General features: G+C 64.3%; 13 protein-coding genes and 1 other RNA gene. 4 read left to right on the top strand and 10 right to left on the bottom strand.

From position 1 onward, the window contains the following. Positions 1-39: 39 nt before the first annotated feature. On the bottom strand, positions 40-2,808 hold the full coding sequence (acnA, locus tag J7360_RS04065; RefSeq protein ID WP_099804081.1) for an aconitate hydratase AcnA: 2,769 nt from the start codon (positions 2,806-2,808) through the stop codon (positions 40-42). Positions 2,809-2,955: 147 nt separating this feature from the next. On the opposite strand from acnA, the gene J7360_RS04060 reads away from it, so the two are divergent. The 4 genes from J7360_RS04060 (at position 2,956) to J7360_RS04045 (ending at position 7,294) form a co-directional block, all read left to right on the top strand. Further along, positions 2,956-3,204, top strand: coding sequence for an AbrB/MazE/SpoVT family DNA-binding domain-containing protein (locus tag J7360_RS04060; protein WP_003486316.1), 249 nt, complete (start codon positions 2,956-2,958; stop codon positions 3,202-3,204). Continuing rightward, entirely contained in the window at positions 3,201-3,611 is a 411-nt protein-coding gene (locus J7360_RS04055; protein WP_003486318.1) for a type II toxin-antitoxin system VapC family toxin, read from the top strand. Before J7360_RS04060 ends, J7360_RS04055 begins: the two co-directional genes overlap by 4 nt. Positions 3,612-3,662: 51 nt before the next feature. Next, entirely contained in the window at positions 3,663-6,254 is a 2,592-nt protein-coding gene (locus tag J7360_RS04050) for a bifunctional aconitate hydratase 2/2-methylisocitrate dehydratase (RefSeq protein WP_007963592.1), read from the top strand. Between the two features lie 194 nt (positions 6,255-6,448). Continuing rightward, a complete protein-coding gene (locus J7360_RS04045; protein ID WP_057660014.1) occupies positions 6,449-7,294 on the top strand; it encodes an alpha/beta fold hydrolase in 846 nt (281 codons plus the stop codon). 386 nt (positions 7,295-7,680) lie between these two features. Here J7360_RS04045 and J7360_RS04040 read toward each other — a convergent pair whose 3' ends face one another. The 9 genes from J7360_RS04040 to J7360_RS04000 all read right to left on the bottom strand — a co-directional run bounded on the left by J7360_RS04040 (position 7,681) and on the right by J7360_RS04000 (position 17,533). Next, a complete protein-coding gene (locus tag J7360_RS04040) occupies positions 7,681-9,966 on the bottom strand; it encodes an EAL domain-containing protein (RefSeq protein WP_057660012.1) in 2,286 nt (761 codons plus the stop codon). Positions 9,967-10,044: 78 nt separating this feature from the next. Beyond that, positions 10,045-11,121, bottom strand: coding sequence for a chemotaxis response regulator protein-glutamate methylesterase (locus tag J7360_RS04035; protein ID WP_003486327.1), 1,077 nt, complete (start codon positions 11,119-11,121; stop codon positions 10,045-10,047). Continuing rightward, complete coding sequence (gene cheD / locus J7360_RS04030) at positions 11,118-11,714, bottom strand: chemoreceptor glutamine deamidase CheD (protein WP_003486330.1); 597 nt, start codon at positions 11,712-11,714, stop codon at positions 11,118-11,120. The genes J7360_RS04035 and cheD overlap by 4 nt, the downstream gene beginning before the upstream one ends. A 2-nt stretch (positions 11,715-11,716) precedes the next feature. Beyond that, positions 11,717-12,577, bottom strand: a complete 861-nt coding sequence (locus J7360_RS04025) for a CheR family methyltransferase (protein WP_005914920.1) — start codon at positions 12,575-12,577, stop codon at positions 11,717-11,719. A 246-nt stretch (positions 12,578-12,823) separates the two neighbouring features. Further along, entirely contained in the window at positions 12,824-15,205 is a 2,382-nt protein-coding gene (locus tag J7360_RS04020) for a methyl-accepting chemotaxis protein (RefSeq protein ID WP_209033315.1), read from the bottom strand. An 83-nt stretch (positions 15,206-15,288) separates the two neighbouring features. Next, positions 15,289-15,672: a hypothetical protein gene (locus tag J7360_RS04015; protein ID WP_209033313.1), complete on the bottom strand. Its 384-nt coding sequence runs from the start codon at positions 15,670-15,672 to the stop codon at positions 15,289-15,291. Between the two features lie 248 nt (positions 15,673-15,920). Further along, positions 15,921-15,997, bottom strand: a non-coding RNA gene (locus J7360_RS04010) — sX9 sRNA. 132 nt (positions 15,998-16,129) lie between these two features. Next, positions 16,130-16,612, bottom strand: coding sequence for a chemotaxis protein CheW (locus J7360_RS04005; protein ID WP_003486339.1), 483 nt, complete (start codon positions 16,610-16,612; stop codon positions 16,130-16,132). A 135-nt stretch (positions 16,613-16,747) separates the two neighbouring features. Then, positions 16,748-17,533, bottom strand: a complete 786-nt coding sequence (locus tag J7360_RS04000) for a flagellar brake protein (protein ID WP_007963584.1) — start codon at positions 17,531-17,533, stop codon at positions 16,748-16,750. Positions 17,534-17,662 lie beyond the last annotated feature (129 nt).

The raw sequence follows: 17,662 nt of genomic DNA, 5'->3' as shown, positions 1-17,662 counted from the left end.
GGAGTGCGTTGCATCGTTGGAGCGCGATGCGCGTTGTGGTCAGGCGGCCTTGCGTGCCGCCAGCTGACGCAGCACATACTGCAGCAGGCCGCCGTGCTTGAAGTACTCCACTTCCTTCGGCGTCAGCAGCAGCACCTTGACCTGGAACTGCTTGACGCTGCCATCGGGCTTTTTCGCATCGACGGTGGCACGGCGGCTGGCGCCGTCCTGCAGACCGGTGATGTCCAGCACTTCCGAACCATCCAGGCCGAGCGTCTGTGCGTTTTCGTTTTCCAGGAACTGCAGCGGCAGCACACCCATGCCCACCAGATTGGAGCGGTGGATGCGCTCGAAGCTTTCGGCGATCACGGCCCTGACCCCGAGCAGGTTGGTGCCCTTGGCCGCCCAGTCGCGTGAGGAGCCGGTGCCGTATTCCTTACCCGCCAACACCACCAGCGGCACGCCATCGGCCTTGTACTTCATTGCAGCGTCGTAGATGGCCAGCTTTTCCGGCTGACCGCCGTTGGCTGGGTAATACAGCGTATTGCCGCCTTCTTCGCCGCCGAACATCAGGTTCTTGATGCGGATGTTGGCGAAGGTGCCGCGCACCATCACGTCATCGTTGCCGCGGCGGCTGCCGTAGCTGTTGAAGTCGGCCGGCTGCACGCCGCGTTCCTGCAGGAAGCGGCCCGCCGGCGAATCTTTCTTGATGTTGCCGGCCGGGGAGATGTGATCGGTGGTGATCGAGTCGCCGAACAGGCCCATGATGCGCGCGCCGTGTACGTCGTCCACGTTGCCCACCTGCATGGTCATGCCGTCGAAGTAGGGCGGGTTCTTGATGTAGGTCGAGGCTGCGTCCCACTCGTACAGCGCGCCATCGGGCGAGGCGATGGTGTTCCAGCGCGTGTCGCCCTTGAACACATCCGCGTAGTTCTGCTTGAACATCTCCGGGCCGACGGTGGCGGCGATGGTGTCGCCGATTTCCTTGTTGCTGGGCCAGATGTCGCGCAGATAGACCGGCTGCCCGTCGCTGCCGGTGCCCAGCGGCTCGGTGGTGAGATCGATGTCGGTAGTGCCGGCGATGGCGTAGGCCACCACCAGCGGCGGCGAGGCCAGGTAATTCATCTTGACCTCGGGGTGCACGCGGCCTTCGAAGTTGCGGTTGCCCGACAGCACCGATGTCACCACCAGATCGTCCTTGGCAATGGCCGCAGACACGTCTTCCGGCAGCGGCCCGGAGTTGCCGATGCAGGTGGTGCAGCCGTAGCCGACCACGTAGAAACCAAGCTTCTCCAGGTCGGCGAGCACGCCGGCCTTTTCAAGATAGTCTGTGACCACGCGCGAACCCGGCCCGAGCGAGGTCTTGACCCACGGCTGCGCCTTCAATCCCCTGGCTGCGGCGTTGCGCGCGAGCAGGCCGGCGCCCAGCATCACCGCCGGATTGGAAGTGTTGGTGCAGGAGGTGATCGCGGCGATGACCACCGAGCCATCGCGCAGCTGCCAACCGGCACCGCTGGCGCTGGCGCTTTCTGCCTGCGATGCCTTCGCACCGACGGCGGTGCCGCCGCCACCTTCGTTCTTGAGGCGATCTTCCTGCTTGAGATCGGCCAGCTTCTTGCTGCGCGCTTCGGCAAACGGCTTGAGGCTTTCGCGGTAGTTGGACTGCATGTCTTCCAGCAGCACGCGATCCTGCGGGCGCTTGGGGCCGGCCAGCGACGGCTTGACCTGGCCCATGTCCAGTTCCAGCGTGGCGCTGTACCGGGCGGGCGGGGTATTGGCGTCGTGCCAAAGGCCCTGCGCCTTGGCATAGGCTTCGACCAGGGCAATCTGTTCCTCGCTGCGGCCGGACAGGCGCAAATAGGTCAGCGATTCTTCGTCGACCGGGAAGATGCCACAGGTGGCGCCGTATTCGGGCGCCATGTTGCCGATGGTGGCGCGGTCGGCCAAGGGCAGGTGCTGCAGGCCGTCGCCATAGAACTCGACGAACTTGCCCACCACACCGGCCTTGCGCAGCATCTGGGTGACCGTCAGCACCAGGTCGGTGGCAGTGGCGCCCTCGGGCAACTTGCCGGTGAGCTTGAAACCCACGACCTGCGGGATCAGCATCGACGACGGCTGCCCCAGCATGGCCGCTTCCGCCTCGATGCCGCCCACGCCCCAGCCCAGCACGCCGATGCCGTTGATCATGGTGGTATGGCTGTCGGTGCCGAACACGGTGTCGGGGTAGGCGACCAGGGTGCCATCCTTGTCGGCGCTCATCACCACGCGCGCCAGGTTTTCCAGGTTCACCTGGTGAACGATGCCGGTATTGGGCGGCACGACCTTGAAATTCTCGAATGCCTTCTGGCCCCAGCGCAGGAAGCCGTAGCGTTCCTGGTTGCGCTGGAATTCGATCTTGCCGTTGAGGTCGAGCGCGTCCGGCTTGCCGAATACATCCACCTGTACCGAGTGGTCGATGACCAGTTCGGAGGGAATCTGCGGGTTGATCTGGTCGGCATTGCCGCCGAGCTTGACCACCGCATCGCGCATCGCAGCCAGGTCGACCACGCAGGGCACGCCGGTGAAATCCTGCAGCACCACGCGCGCCGGCATGAAGGCGATTTCGGTATCGGGCTCGGCGGTGGGGTCCCACTTGGCAACCGCTTCGATATGGTCCTTGCCGACGGTCACGCCGCCGTCTTCATGGCGTAGCAGGTTTTCCAGCAGGATCTTCATCGAATAGGGCAGATGGCCGATATCGAAGCGTTCGCCCAGCTTCGGCAGGCTGTAGTACGCGTAGCGCTTGCCGTGGACCTCAAGTGAGGTGCGAGTGGAAAAGGAATCGCTCATGCATCACTCCTATGGCATCGAAGGCTTTAGGTAGGGGCTCATTCTGAGCGATTCAGTGTGTACGTACGGTGTGTCCAGACAGATCTGCGAACTTGAGTAGGACGGCATAAGTACGTATCATGCATGCATACTTTCTGGAGCATGCTCATGGAAGCCACCGTTGCCGAACGCGGGCAGATCACGCTGCCAAAGGCCGTGCGCGATGCCCTGGGCCTGACCAAGGGCACCACATTGAAGATCGAGCTCGACGGCGGGCGCATCATCCTGCGCAAGGACGTCAGCGAGGCGCTGCGCAAGGTGCGCGGCAAGTTCAAGCTGGTCGACGGCCTGACCAGCACCGATGCGGCGATGCGCGTGATCCGTGGCCGCGCCCCCGGAGATCCGTTCGACCCATGATCGCCCTGGATTCCTCGGTCCTGCTGGACATCCTGATCGGCGACCCGGTCTATGGCGAAGTGTCGGAGATCTGCATCGGCGACGCCCTGGCGCGCGACGAAGTGGTGGTCTGCGACGCGGTGGTGGCCGAGGTGCTGGCCATGCTCGACACCCAGGTCGACCTGATGGAAACCCTGGCCTCGATCGGCGTGCGCTACGAGGCCACCCAGGAAGCGGCGGCAGTGCGCGCCGGCCATATGAACAAGCGCTTTCGCGCGCGCGGCGGCAAGCGCGAGCGGGTGGTGGCCGACTTTCTGATCGGCGCCCACGCGATGCTCCAGTGCGACGGGTTGATCACCCGCGACGAGGGCTTTTTCCGCGATTACTTCAAGGGTTTGAAGATCGTCGTTCCCAAACCCGCACCCTGATCCACGTTTTGCGCTTTACCACCTTCACCGCTGCTTTTTTGGAGAACCCGCATGTTGGAAGCCTATCGCCACCACGTTGCAGAGCGCGCCGCGCTCGGTATCCCGCCGCTGCCGCTGACCGCGCAGCAGACCGCCGAGGTTATCGAGCTGCTCAAGGCGCCGCCTGCCGGTGAAGAGCAGTTCCTGGTCGAACTGCTCAGCCAGCGCGTGCCCGCCGGCGTCGACGACGCTGCCAAGGTCAAGGCCTCGTACCTGGCCGCGGTGGCCTTCGGCACCGAGACCACCGCGCTGATCAGCCCCACGCGCGCTACCGAACTGCTCGGCACCATGCTCGGTGGCTATAACATCCAGCCGCTGATCGACCTGCTGGACAACGCCGAGCTGGGCGCCACCGCCGCCGAAGCGCTCAAGCACACCTTGCTGGTGTTCGATGCGTTTCACGACGTGCAGGAAAAGGCGCAAGCCGGTAATGCGCATGCCAAGGCCGTGCTGCAGAGCTGGGCGCAGGCCGAGTGGTTCACCAGCAAGCCGGAAGTGCCGCAGAGCCTGACCGTCACCGTGTTCAAGGTGCCGGGCGAGACCAATACCGACGACCTGTCGCCGGCGCCGGATGCGACCACCCGTCCGGACATCCCGCTGCACGCGCTGGCGATGCTGAAGAACAAGCGCGACGGCGCCGCGTTCGAGCCGGAGGAAGACGGCAAGCGCGGCCCGATCCAGGCCATTGCCGACCTCAAGGACAAGGGCCATCTGGTCGCCTACGTGGGCGATGTGGTCGGTACCGGTTCTTCGCGCAAGTCGGCGACCAATTCGGTGCTGTGGTGGACGGGCGAAGACATTCCGTACATCCCCAACAAGCGCTTCGGCGGCGTGTGCCTGGGCAGCAAGATCGCCCCGATCTTCTACAACACCATGGAAGATGCCGGCGCATTGCCGATCGAGCTGGACGTGTCGCAGATGGAGCACGGCGATGTGGTCGAGCTGCGTCCGTACGACGGCAAGGCGCTGAAGGACGGGCAGGTGATCGCCGAGTTCGCGATGAAGTCGGACGTGCTGTTCGACGAAGTGCGCGCCGGCGGCCGCATCCCGTTGATCGTCGGTCGCGGCCTCACCGCCAAGGCGCGCGAGTTCCTGGGCCTGCCGGCCTCGGACCTGTTCCGCCTGCCGATGGACCCGCCGGACACCGGCAAGGGCTTCTCGCTGGCGCAGAAGATGGTCGGCCGCGCCTGCGGCTTGCCGGAAGGCCAGGGCATGCGCCCGGGCACCTATTGCGAGCCGAAGATGACCTCGGTGGGCTCGCAGGACACCACCGGCCCGATGACCCGCGACGAGCTGAAGGACCTGGCCTGCCTGGGCTTCTCCGCCGACCTGGTGATGCAGTCGTTCTGCCACACCGCCGCGTACCCGAAGCCGGTGGACGTCAAGACCCACCACACACTGCCGGAGTTCATCTCCACCCGCGGCGGCGTGTCGCTGCGTCCGGGCGATGGCGTGATCCACAGCTGGCTCAACCGCATGCTGCTGCCCGACACCGTCGGCACCGGCGGCGACTCGCACACCCGCTTCCCGATCGGCATCTCGTTCCCGGCCGGCTCCGGCCTGGTGGCGTTCGCAGCGGCCACCGGCGTGATGCCGCTGGACATGCCCGAGAGCGTGCTGGTGCGCTTCAAGGGGCAGATGCAGCCGGGCGTGACCCTGCGTGACCTGGTCAACGCGATCCCGCTGTACGCGATCAAGCAGGGCTTGCTGACCGTGGCCAAGCAGGGCAAGAAGAACATCTTCTCCGGCCGCATCCTGGAAATCGAAGGGCTGCCGAATCTGAAGGTGGAGCAGGCGTTCGAGCTGTCCGATGCGTCGGCCGAGCGTTCGGCGGCCGGTTGCACCGTGCACCTGGACAAGGCGCCGATCATCGAATACCTGACCAGCAACATCACCCTGCTGCGCTGGATGATTGCCGAAGGCTATGCCGATGCGCGCACCCTGGGCCGCCGCATCAAGAAGATGGAAGAGTGGCTGGCCGACCCGCAACTGCTGCAGCCCGATGCCGACGCCGAGTACGCTGCAGTGATCGAGATCGACCTGGCCGACATCGTTGAACCGATCGTGGCGTGCCCGAACGATCCGGACGACGTCAAGACGCTGTCCGACGTGGCCGGCGCTGCGATCGACGAGGTGTTCATCGGTTCGTGCATGACCAACATCGGGCACTTCCGCGCCGCGGCCAAGCTGCTGGAAGGCAAGCGCGATATTCCGACCCGCCTGTGGGTGGCGCCGCCGACCAAGATGGATGCCTCCGAGCTGACCAAGGAAGGCCATTACGGCACCTTCGGCGCGGCCGGCGCGCGCATGGAAATGCCGGGCTGCTCGCTGTGCATGGGTAACCAGGCACAGGCGCGCGAGGGCGCCACGGTGTTCTCGACCTCCACGCGTAACTTCCCCAACCGCCTGGGCCGCAACACCAATGTGTACCTGGGCTCGGCGGAACTGGCGGCAATCTGTTCGCGCCTGGGCCGCATTCCGACCAAGGACGAGTACATGGCCGATGTAGGCGTGATCAAGACCAGTGGCGAGCAGATCTATCGCTACATGAACTTCGATCAGATCCAGGAGTATCAGCACGTGGCAGAGACCGTCGCCGCCTGAGTCATCCAGCAGGTTGGTTGTCCCGAAATGCCCGGCACTGCCGGGCATTTCGCTTTCCAGGCAATGGCTTCGTGTTGTGCTCACGATGCCCGGCGTTAAAACAAATACCAGCTGACTGGATTGTGGCATTGCAACAAAAATCTGAAGTGCGCAGGTCTAGAGTCCGGCCGCTCTACCACTGCCCGTTGATGCCCATGCCCACTTGCACAATCTCCGGTCAAACCCTGCATTACACGCAACACGGCCGGGGTTTCCCGGTCTTGCTTGGCCACAGCTATCTCTGGGACGCTGCGATGTGGGAGCCGCAGATCCAGGCGCTCTCGCAGCACTACCAGGTCATCGTTCCAGAGCTGTGGGGGCATGGGCAGTCAGGTCCGTTGCCGCACGGCACGCAGCAGATCGGCGACCTTGCCCGGCACATGCTGGCCCTGCTGGACGCACTGAAGTTGCCGCAGTGCGCGGTGGTCGGCCTGTCGGTGGGCGGCATGTGGGCCGCCGAGCTTGCCCTGATGGCGCCGGAGCGCGTGCGCAGCCTGGTGTTGATGGACACCTTCCTGGGCGCCGAGCCAGCCGCCACGCGTGCGCGCTATTTCGACCTGCTCGATGCGATCGAGACGGCCGGGCAGGTGACGCCTGCGTTGATCGAGGCGATCGTTCCGATCTTCTTCCGCCCCGGCATCGATCTGAGATCGGCACTGCCGGCCGCCTTTGCGCAGCGTCTGGCTGCCATGTCGGCCGAACAGTTGCGCGCATCCATCGTGCCACTGGGCCGGCTGATCTTCGGCCGAGCCAATCGACTGGATGCCCTGTCTGGACTGGATCCGGCCAACACCTTCCTGCTCGGTGGCGCCGAGGACATCCCGCGCCCGACCGAAGAGGTGTGGATGATGGCCGAGGCAATCTGCTGCGATTACGAGCTGATCCCGGACGCAGGACATATCGCCTCGCTGGAGAACCCGGGCTTTGTCAACGCGCAGTTGCTGGGATGGCTGAAGCGGACGGTGGGTGAGACCGAGGTGGAGCTGATGCGCGTGGGATAAGGGCAATGGCCTCGCCTGACGTGGGATGAGGCGCGTGGTTCCTTCTCAACTCCTCACGTTTTTACGCACAGGATGGGGGCTTGAAGCGCGCTCTCGTCGGAGATGGCTGAAGCGCTGCAGTTGTCAGGATGATGTTTCCCTTGTCCTGTCGGGCATTGTCCTTCTTTATGGAGAGAAGGTGCCCGCAGGGCGGATGAGGGTACGGCGTCGGCGCGATGCGTGGGTGGCCGCACCCTCACCCCAACCCCTCTCCCGCGGGGAGAGGGGCTCCAAGCGCTGTCGTGGGGGGAGGGCTTGCAGCGCTTCTCTCCCGCGGGAGGGAGGCTCATGACTTGCCACGCCATGGCCCGCCTTTCCTGGCTGGATGGGAGTTCGAAGCTGTGCGATTACGGTTGCGCGCCCAGCCAGGCTTCCAGTGCCGGGGCAGGTAGAGGGCGCGAGAACAGATAGCCTTGCAGCACCTCACAGCCCAGGTCGGCGAGGAACAGGCGCTGCGCTTCGTTTTCCACACCTTCGGCGACCACGTGCTTGCGCAGGTGCTCGCCGATGCGCAGTACCGAGGTGGTGAGCGCGCGCGCGTCTTCGCTGTGTTCGATATCGCGCACGAAGCTCATGTCCAATTTGAGTTCGTCGATCGGCAGGCGATGCAAATGGCTCAGGCTGGAATAGCCGTTGCCGAAATCGTCCAGCGACAGCGAGATGCCGGCTTCGCGAATGGCATGCAGGTTTTCCAATACGCCCGGTTGCCCGGACAGCATCACGCTTTCGGTCAGTTCCAGGGTCAGGTCGGAGGGCTGCACGCCCATCTCGGCGATGAGCCGGAGCAGATCCGGCAGCATGCGCGGACTTTCGAAACCACTTGCCGACAGGTTCACCGACACGCGTGCGACCGGCACGCCACGCTGGCGCCAGTCGGCGACCTGCTGGCAGGCGCTGCGCAGGACCCACGCATTGATCTGCGGCATCATGCCTTGTTCTTCGGCCACGGGCAGGAAGCGCGCCGGCGACACTGCACCCAACTGCGGGTGATTCCAGCGCAGCAGCGCTTCCACGCCATAGAGCGTGTGCGGCGCGGCGCTGTGCATCTGCGGTTGGTAATGCAATTGCAGTTGATTGCGGTCGATGGCCTGACGCAGTTCCGCTTCCAGCGCAACGCGTTCTTGCGCCATGCGGTTCATGTCGGAACTGAAGAAACGGAAGCGCCCACCGCCTTCCTTCTTGGCGCGATTCATCGCCAAATCTGCGTGGCGCAGCAGGATATTGATGTCCTGCCCATCTTCGGGAAACATCGCCACGCCGATACTGGCCGACGGATGCACGGTCATATGGCCGACCGGCAGGGGGCTGGCGATGCTGACCAACAGACGCTCGGCGGCGGCACTGGCCTGCTCTGCGCTGCATTGCGGCAGCGCAAGCGCGAATTCGTCGCCGGAGAGTCGCGCCAGCATCGCCGTGGCGGTGACCTGGTCGTTGACGCGCAAGGCGATATCGCGCAGCAGGCCATCGCCTGCGGCGTGTCCCTGGCTATCGTTGATGAGCTTGAAGCGATCGATGTTGATGAACATCAACGCGGCCGGTTCGCCTGCGTATTCGGCCTGCGTCAGCGCCTGCTCGGCGCGCGCGCTGAACATGATGCGGTTGGGCAGGCCGGTGAGCGTGTCGTAGAACGCCAGTTGATGCACGCGCTGGCGGATCTGCTCGCGTTCCAGCGCCAGGGTGCACAGCTGCTGGCACAAATCGGTGAGCCGCATATGCCAGGCATCGGCACGTTGCGGCTTGCGGTAATACAGCGCGAAGGTGCCGAGCACGCGCGCGCTGTTGGAGCGGATCGGCGTGCTCCAGCAGGCGCGCAGGCCCCAAGGCAACAGCGTGTCGCGATACGCCTCGAACAATGGGTCGGTGGCGACGTCTTCCACCATCACCGCGCGACCGCGCCAGGCCGCGGTGCCGCAGGCGCCTGTGCCCGGGCCGATCTTCAGGCCGTTGACCGCATCGGCGTATTCGGGCGGCAGGCTGGGCGCAGCCAGCGAATGCAGGCGACCTTGATTGTCCGCACTCATCACCGTGGCCAGCACGTCCGGTGCGATGCGTTCGACCTCGGTGCAGATCAGCGTCATCACCTCGATCAGCGGGCGTTCCTGCACCAAGGCTTCCAGCACGCGGTGCTGCAATACCTCGTGCATCTTGGTGTCGGTGATGTCGGTCAATACCGCCACGTAATGCGAGGGAGCGTGGTTGGCGTCGTAGATCGGGTTGAAGTTGAGCGAGATCCACAGCGGTGTGCCATCCTTGCGATAGACCAGCAAGTCGGCGCGGGTGTGCTGCAAGGCATCGGCGCGATCGCGCACGCGGGCGACCTCGCTTTGGTCGCTTTGCGCGCGGGTCAAGACATCGGAGGGACGCAGACCGACCAGCTCGGCTTCGGTGTAGCCGAACATGCGCTGGAAGCCGTCGTTGGCGTATAGCAGACGCGATTGCAGATCGCAGATGAGGATGGCGCTGCTGCTGCCATCGAGGGCTTCTGCGAGCAGGCGCGCACGGCGCTGCTCGGGCTGCTCGCCGGGCTTGGCCATGCCGGCGGTAATCGGGCCGGGCCTGACCAGGCCAGCGCTTGGGGCGTTGGCATTGATCGGCTCAGCCGTCAGCGGCATGCGGTCCACCGCTGCATCCACGCCAGCGCCCGCCGCGCTTCCCGGTGCTGGAGGAAGCGTTTGGTTGGTCGGGTGCGAGGGATGCGCGGCCATGCCGGATCAGCGCGCCTGCGCCGACAATGCGAGCAAGCGTTCGGCCACGCGGTCCAGCGGCACCACTTCCTGTGCGGCGCCAAGCTTGTACGCTGCACCGGGCATGCCCCAGACCACGCTGCTGGCTTCGTCCTGCACCAGCGTCGGCGCGCCGGCCTGCAGCATTTCCAGCAGGCCGCGTGCGCCGTCGTCGCCCATGCCGGTGAGGATGGCGCCCACCGCATTCGGGCCGGCATTGGCGGCAACGGAACGAAACAGCACGTCCACTGCCGGTTTGTGGCGATTGACCGGCGGGCCATCGTCGATACGGCAGCGCCACCGTGCACCGTCGCGAATGATGCGCAGATGCTGGCCGCCCGGCGGCAGATACGCATGACCTGGCAGGATCGCCTCGCCATCGGTGGCTTCACGTACCGACATGGCCGAATGGCGGTTGAGGCGCTCGGCGAACGCGGTGCTGAAGCTGGCAGGCAGATGCTGGGTCATCACCACCGCGGGCGCATCGGCGGGCATGTGTTCAAGCACCACGCGCAGCGCTTCGGTACCACCGGCGGAAGCGCCGATGGCGATCAAGCGATCGGTCGTGCGAAAGCGCAGCGCACTGCCGGCCACCGGTGCCGATTGCATATCCAGCGTGACTTTGGGTGCGCTCGGGCGATTGAGTGCGCTGACCTTGGCCTTGGCGGCCATTTTGACCTTGCTGACGATCTCTTCGGCGTAGCCTTCCAGCCCCCGTGCGACGTCGATCTTGGGCTTGGACACGAAGTCCACGGCGCCCAGCGACAAGGCCTGCAAGGTAGTGTCGGCGCCGCGCTCGGTCAGCGATGAAATCATCACCACCGGGGTAGGGCGCAGGCGCATCAGGTTTTCCAGAAACACCAGGCCGTCCATGCGCGGCATTTCCACATCCAGCGTGATGACGTCCGGATTGAGGCGCTTGATCTTTTCGCGCGCCAGCAGCGGATCGGCGGCCGAGCCGACCACTTCGATGCCGGCATCGCGCGACAGGATTTCGGTGAGCATCTGACGCACGACCGCCGAATCGTCGACGATCAATACACGCACAGGAGTTTCCAGCGTCATTCGAACAACTCCACTCCACCGGTAACCGGTGCTTTGGACAGACGGGCGCGCACGGCCGATTCGGTGGCGGCGACTTCGGCTTCGTGTGCGTGCGGCAAACGCTGCACGACGACGCGGCCAGTCGTCGCGAAGAACCACACCTTGCGCGGATGGATGCCACACAGATCTTCAGCGATGATGGGAATATGTTCGGCCTGCAGGTACTGGCGCACGAACTCGGCGTTGCGGGTGCCGACCGGGTTGCTGGTGAAGCCCTTCAACACGTTGGCGCCACCGAAGACCTTGGCTTCGATGCGTTTGCGGTGCGCGCCGCGCTTGAGCATGTCGTTGATCAGCAGCTCCATGGCATAACTGCCGTAGCGCGTGGGTGCGCCATCGCCGACCTGGCCTTCCGGCAACAGAAAGTGGTTCATGCCGCCGATCTTGAGCACCGGGTCGCGCAGGCAGGCTGCAACGCACGATCCCAAGGTGGTCGTCAACGCGGTGTCGTCGTCCACCACCAGGTACTGGGTGGGCAGCAGTTTGGCGGCAATGGTCTGGAACCGCGAATCGCGGTAGCGCATGACGTCGTCGACTTGCACGGCAGTACTCATGCTCACGCTCCTGCGCGCGGTGCGCGCCGATACAGCGTGCGCCCGCACGGCTGGATCAGGTCGGCCGCGTGCAGGTAGTTCTCCGAGTGCCCGGTGTAGAGCAGGCCGTCGTCGCCCATGTGGCTGACCAGGCGCGACAGGATGCCGCGCTGAGTGGGCTTGTCGAAGTAGATCATCACGTTGCGGCAGAACAGTGCCGCATACGGACCGCCGACGTCGTAACGCGGCGCCAGCAGATTCAACTGGCGGTATTCGATGAGCTGGCGCAGCGCCGGAATGACCCGGCATTTGCCTTCATTGGGGCCGCTGCCGCGCTGGAAGTACTTGCGCTTGATCGCTGCATCGAGCGAGGCAACGCGATCGATGGCATAGACACCGCGCGATGCGGTTTCCAGCACCTGGGTGTCGACGTCGGTGGCGACGATGCTCACTGGCGGGGTCAGCGTGCCGAAGGCTTCGCAGGCGGTAATGGCGATGGAGTAGGGCTCCTCGCCGGTGGAGGCGGCGCACGACCATATCTTCAATGGCGCCTGCGAGGCGCGCTTTTGCAGTTCTTCGCGCAGCTTGTCGAAATGGTGCGGCTCGCGGAAGAACGAGGTCAGGTTGGTGGTCAGCGCATTGGTGAATGCCTGCCATTCTTCCTCGTCGTTGCCGGCTTCGAGCTGGTCGAGGTAATCGCGGAACGAGCGCAGGCCGAGCACGCGCAGACGCCGCGACAGGCGGCCATACACCATGTCGCGCTTGGCCGGCGCCAATGCAATGCCCACACGCTGGTAGATCAGGTCGCAGACGCGCTTGAAGTCGCGGTCGCCGAAATCAAATTCGCGTGTGTCTGAAGCGGAAGTCGTAGTCGTCATATCCATACGCGTCGTGAGCTATAACTGGATATCGGCCACGGAGCCGCGCAACTGAAGCGCTAATGCGTGGATTGGACGCGGTTGTGTTCGCTACCTGGTCCGATGGGGACGGCGGCTGGTGATGGAATGCCAGAGAGCAAAGACGCCCCAATGGTGTGCTGCCGTATCGGACCCGCGAGGATCAGTGTCGGTGCCTTGCCTAAATGCACAACGCCCCGGCAATGCCGGGGCGTTGTGGGTGACAGCGGTGAATCAGAACTCTTGCCAGTTACCGTCGGCCAGCGCGGCCTGGGATGTGGCTGGCCGCGACGCGCTTGCGGCTGCGCGCGCTACCGGCCTGGCGGCGCTTTTCACTGCAACCGGGCGCGAGGCGATCGGGCGTACGCGTGCGCTCTGCGGCGCCTGCGCAGCCGAGTCGTCCAGCTTGAACACCGACACCGCTTCGGCCAGATGACCTGCCTGCTCTTCCATCGAGCGGGCGGCGGCAGTGGCTTCTTCCACCAGCGCAGCGTTCTGCTGGGTGGTTTCGTCCATCTGGGTGATGGTCTGATTGACCTGCTCGATCCCGGACGACTGCTCCTGCGAAGCGGCAGAGATCTCGCCCATGATGTCGGTCACGCGTTGCACGCTGGCCACGATGTCGGCCATGGTGGCGCCGGCCTTGCGCACCAGTGCCGAGCCTTCGGCCACCTTGTGTACGGAGTCGTCGATCAGGCCCTTGATCTCCTTCGCCGCGCCGGCCGAACGCTGTGCCAGCGTGCGCACTTCCGAGGCGACCACCGCAAAACCGCGGCCCTGTTCACCGGCGCGTGCCGCTTCCACAGCCGCGTTCAAGGCCAGGATATTGGTCTGGAACGCGATGCCATCAATGACGCTGATGATGTCGGCGATCTTCTTGGACGAGGCTTCGATGCCGGACATGGTGGTGACCACTTGCGACACCACTTCACCGCCTTGCGAGGCCACGCCGGTGGCGCCGATGGCAAGCTGGTTGGCCTGACGGGCGCTTTCGGCATTCTGCTTGACGGTGGAGGTGAGCTCCTCCATCGAGGCGGCGGTTTCTTCCAGATTGGCGGCCTGCTGCTCGGTACGGTGCGACAGGTCGCTGTTGCCGGAGGCGATTTCGCCGGCGGCCGAATTGATCGCAGTGGACGACATCTTGATGCGCCCGACGATGTCGGCCAGCTGCTCGGCGGTGGCATTTGCATCGTCGCGCATCTGCGCGAACACGCCGCTGAACTCGCCATGCATGCGCACGGTCAGGTCGCCACGCGACAGCGCCGACAGCAGGGTCGAGATCTGTTCCAGGCTGCCGGCATTGGCGTCCAGCAACCCGTTGAGCTGCTGCGCCAACTGCAGGAAGAAGCCCTGCTTGCCGTCGGTTTCCACACGCCCGCTCATGTCGCCGCTGGCGGCCGCACGCACGATGCGGGCCACTTCTTCTTCCACCTGCACTTCGATGGTGCGGTCGCGCCATTCGCAGACTTCGCCGCTGGTCTCGCCCTGTTCGTTCTGGATCGAGGTGACGGTCTGCGCCAGCACCACTTCGCCGAAACGCTCTTCGAAGCTGGTGACGCCATCGCGTTCCAGCGCGGCAATGGCCTTGCGCACGGTCGCATCCGACAAACCCAGGTAGCTGATGTGCTGACCGATGACCTTGCTTGCGTCGAACTCGGGCGATGCCAGGCGGATGCTGCTTTCGTACTGCGCCACGATCTTCTTGAAGGCGTCGTTGGCGTAGATCATCACGCGTTCGGGATCGGTGATGAAGGTGCCGGTCGAGGACTTGTCCAGCGCAGTGCGGATGCGCAGGTTTTCATCGGCAATTTCCTGGTCGCGTTCGATGCGTTCCTTCAGGTCGCGCTGCATGCGCTGCATGGAACGCATCAACTCGCCCACTTCGTCCTGGCCCTGCACGTTGATCTGGCCGTCCAGCTTGCCGCCGGCAATTTCGGTGGCCGTGGTGACAGCGCCGCGCATGCTCTTGACGATGGAGCGGGCGAACAGGAAAGCCAGGCCCAGGCCGCCGGCGATGCCGATCAACAGCACCACCAGGGTCAGCGTGACGGAGGTGGCGTGGACCTTTTCGGCCTTGGTCTTGGCAGCCTGCGCGAGCAGGTTGTCTTCAGCAATCAAGGCCGCCAGCGAATCCTTGGCCTTGTTGTGCAGGGTACGGGTTTCGCCGACGAAGGTGTCGATGGCGTCGTCGGGCAGATTCAGCTCCATCATTTCGTCGACGCTGGCATAGGAGGCCGACGCCTTCTTCCAGTCCGCCACGAACACGTCGAACAGCTTCTTCTGTTGCGGGCTTTCGATCAGGCGCGGGTAGCCCTTGATGGTGGCTTCGATCTCGCCATTGAGCCTCTTGGCGCGGACCTTGGCTTCCTGCTTGACCGAATCGCTGGCACGCACCAGGTTCTGGTAGGCCGCATTCCGGTATTCGCCGAGCATGCCGCGCAGATCGCCTGCCTCGCGCACGCTGGACATGGTGTTGCCGGCCAGGTCGCGGGTGACGTTATTGAGCGAGGCCAGACCCGAATAGGCGATGACGCCCTGGACGAGCATGATCAGCAGCACGATGCCGAACGCCAGCATCAGCTTGGGCATCAGTTTCAGATTGTTGATCCATTGCATTGACACGATTCCCCGTAGAAGTCAGTCCGCATAGCCGCAACAGCACATCGCCACGCGCAAGGGCGTGGCGATGTGCGAGGCGATTACTTGATGGTGGCAAGCTTCAGGCTGGCCGGGGAGCTGACTTCGATTTCGGCGCGCGAACTGTCGCGCTGGATCTTGCCGAGGACGCAGACGTCCTTGCCTTCGAGCGTTTCCGGGGCGAAGCTGAACTTGCCGCGGTTGGCACCGTCGATGCGTGCGGAGAAGGTGTGGCGCGGGAACATGCCGCCCATGTACAGGAAGGTAGGTTCGCCTTCCGAGCTCTGCGCGTACTTGGCCTCTTCGACCTTGCCGCACACCATGCCGTCCTTGCCGACGAAGCGCGTCGCCATTTCCGGCGGAATCATTTCCTGCGACTGAGCCGACAGCGTGGGAGCAACGATGACAAGAGCAGCGACGGGGAGGAGCGAGAGCAGGAACTTCATAGGGATTCTCCAGAAATCAAAAGTCGAACGGTGACCCGTTGTGTGGACGCGGGCTTCATTCAGCTATCGGCTAACCGCCGTTCAACTTGAATCCAGAAAACGTGATTTTTATCTCAGTTCTATCGCGTGGTGCGTCGCGTGTCGGGAGCTTCCTGACACGCGATCGTCGTAGATGCGGTCGCGCCAACGCGTTGCGGCCGCCGGAGCGGTGCAGCGGGTGCAGGATGGCGCCATGTACGCTGAGAAGCGGCTACCGAAACGGAGCGAATCAGCCAGCAGGTGGGCGCGGGCGGGGCGCAGAAGCCGGAGTGCACGTGTGCTACCTCAGGATTCTGAGCACCAGCGGCGCCTTCTGGCGGCGTGGCAATCGTTTGGTAGCCGCTCGTCGTACATGGCGGCTCCTGCATTCCTCTACACCTCTCCGGCGACCGCAGGCGAGGCGACACAGCCGTTTGAATCAGGCGGCTTCTTCGACCAGTTGCTGACCCAGCTCGGTGCTGTCCAGCAGGGTTTCGATATCCAGCAGGATCAACATGCGATCGTCCTGGGTGCCGATACCGGAGATGAAACGGGTGTCGACCGATGCACCGAATTCGGGGGTAGGCCGGATCTGGTCGTCGTTGAGCGGAATCACGTCGGACACGCTGTCCACGACGATGCCGACCACGCGGTCCTCGACGTTGAGCACGATCATCACGGTGAAAGCGTCGTAGCGCGCTTCTTTCAGGCGCAGCTTCAGGCGCAGGTCGATCACCGGCACGATGGTGCCGCGCAGGTTGATCACACCCTTGATGTAATCCGGCGCGTCGGGCAGACGGGTGACCGAATCGTAGCCGCGGATTTCCTGCACTTTCAGGATATCCACGCCGTAGTGTTCTTCGCCCAAAGCGAAGCTGAGGAATTCACCACCGGTGCCGGTGGCAGTGCTTTTATCGTTCATGGAAACTCCGGGCGTTGCGGCTAAGTGTCAGGTTGAGGCAGGACTGCGGCAGCAGGGACGGATGCGGGATGCCCTAGCAACATCGGCGGGGTAGGCGGCAACTTTAGGTGCCGGCCCCGCGTGGTACGCGAGGGTTCAGAACACGCCGCTCTTGCGCGCATTGCGCTGGCGGTCGACACGGAAAATGTAGCGCTGGATGGTTTCGTCGGCGCCGCGCGGTAGGTCGCTGAACTGCATGCCGATCCGGAAGCCTTCGCTGCCGTTGGGCAGGGTCTGCTTGTGCTGGCTGCACACCGTCAGCGGCAGCGTGATGGGGGCGGTGTCGGGCAATTGCAGGATGCAGTTGCGGTAGGTGCGTTGCGGTTCAAGCAACGGCATGCCGTCGGTGAGAGACACCGCCAGACCGCCGCTGCTGATGTCGATCACGCGCAGCTGCAGGTTGAACTCGTTTCCCTGCGCGGCTTCCTGGCGGATAGTGCAGACTGGCGAATCGGTGATCGGCGTTTCCAGTCGATACGATTCGCGCCGCTGCATGTGGTACATCGCGGCTGGCAGGTCGACGCGGAAGGCGACGTGGATGTCGCGCTCGATCCGCTCGGCCTTTTCCAGGCGGAAGCGGATGTTCACCCGTTCCAGCTGGGCGTAGCACAACAGGTATTTGGCGCCTTCGATGGCGCGGTTGGAGGCATCGTTATGGCTGCCGTCCAGGATCACGCAGTCGTCGTCTTCGTCCACTTCCAGCACGGCGGTGGGCACGGCCATGTCGCGGCCGGCCACATGCATGGTCACGATGGCGCGTTGGTCGAGCAGCTGGCGCAGCAATCCACGGATCTGCCGCTTGTTGCGCAGCAGGTAGCGCTCGTCACCTTCGGCGAGGTGATCAGCGTCGTGGTCCAGCTCTGAGGTATCGCCTTGGGACATGGGCACAAGCACAGTGGAAGCGGGAAGGCGCCTGGCGGGTTGTCCCGGCGTCGCCTTGATATCGGCGGCAACGCCAAATCTTTAAGGCGGCTGACGAAACGTGTATGCAGTGCTCCCGCGACGGCGTGC

The sequence above is a fragment of the Xanthomonas sp. D-99 genome, from assembly GCF_017746145.1.
GTDB lineage: Bacteria > Pseudomonadota > Gammaproteobacteria > Xanthomonadales > Xanthomonadaceae > Xanthomonas > Xanthomonas cissicola.
This window is presented reverse-complemented; position numbering and strand designations above follow the sequence as displayed.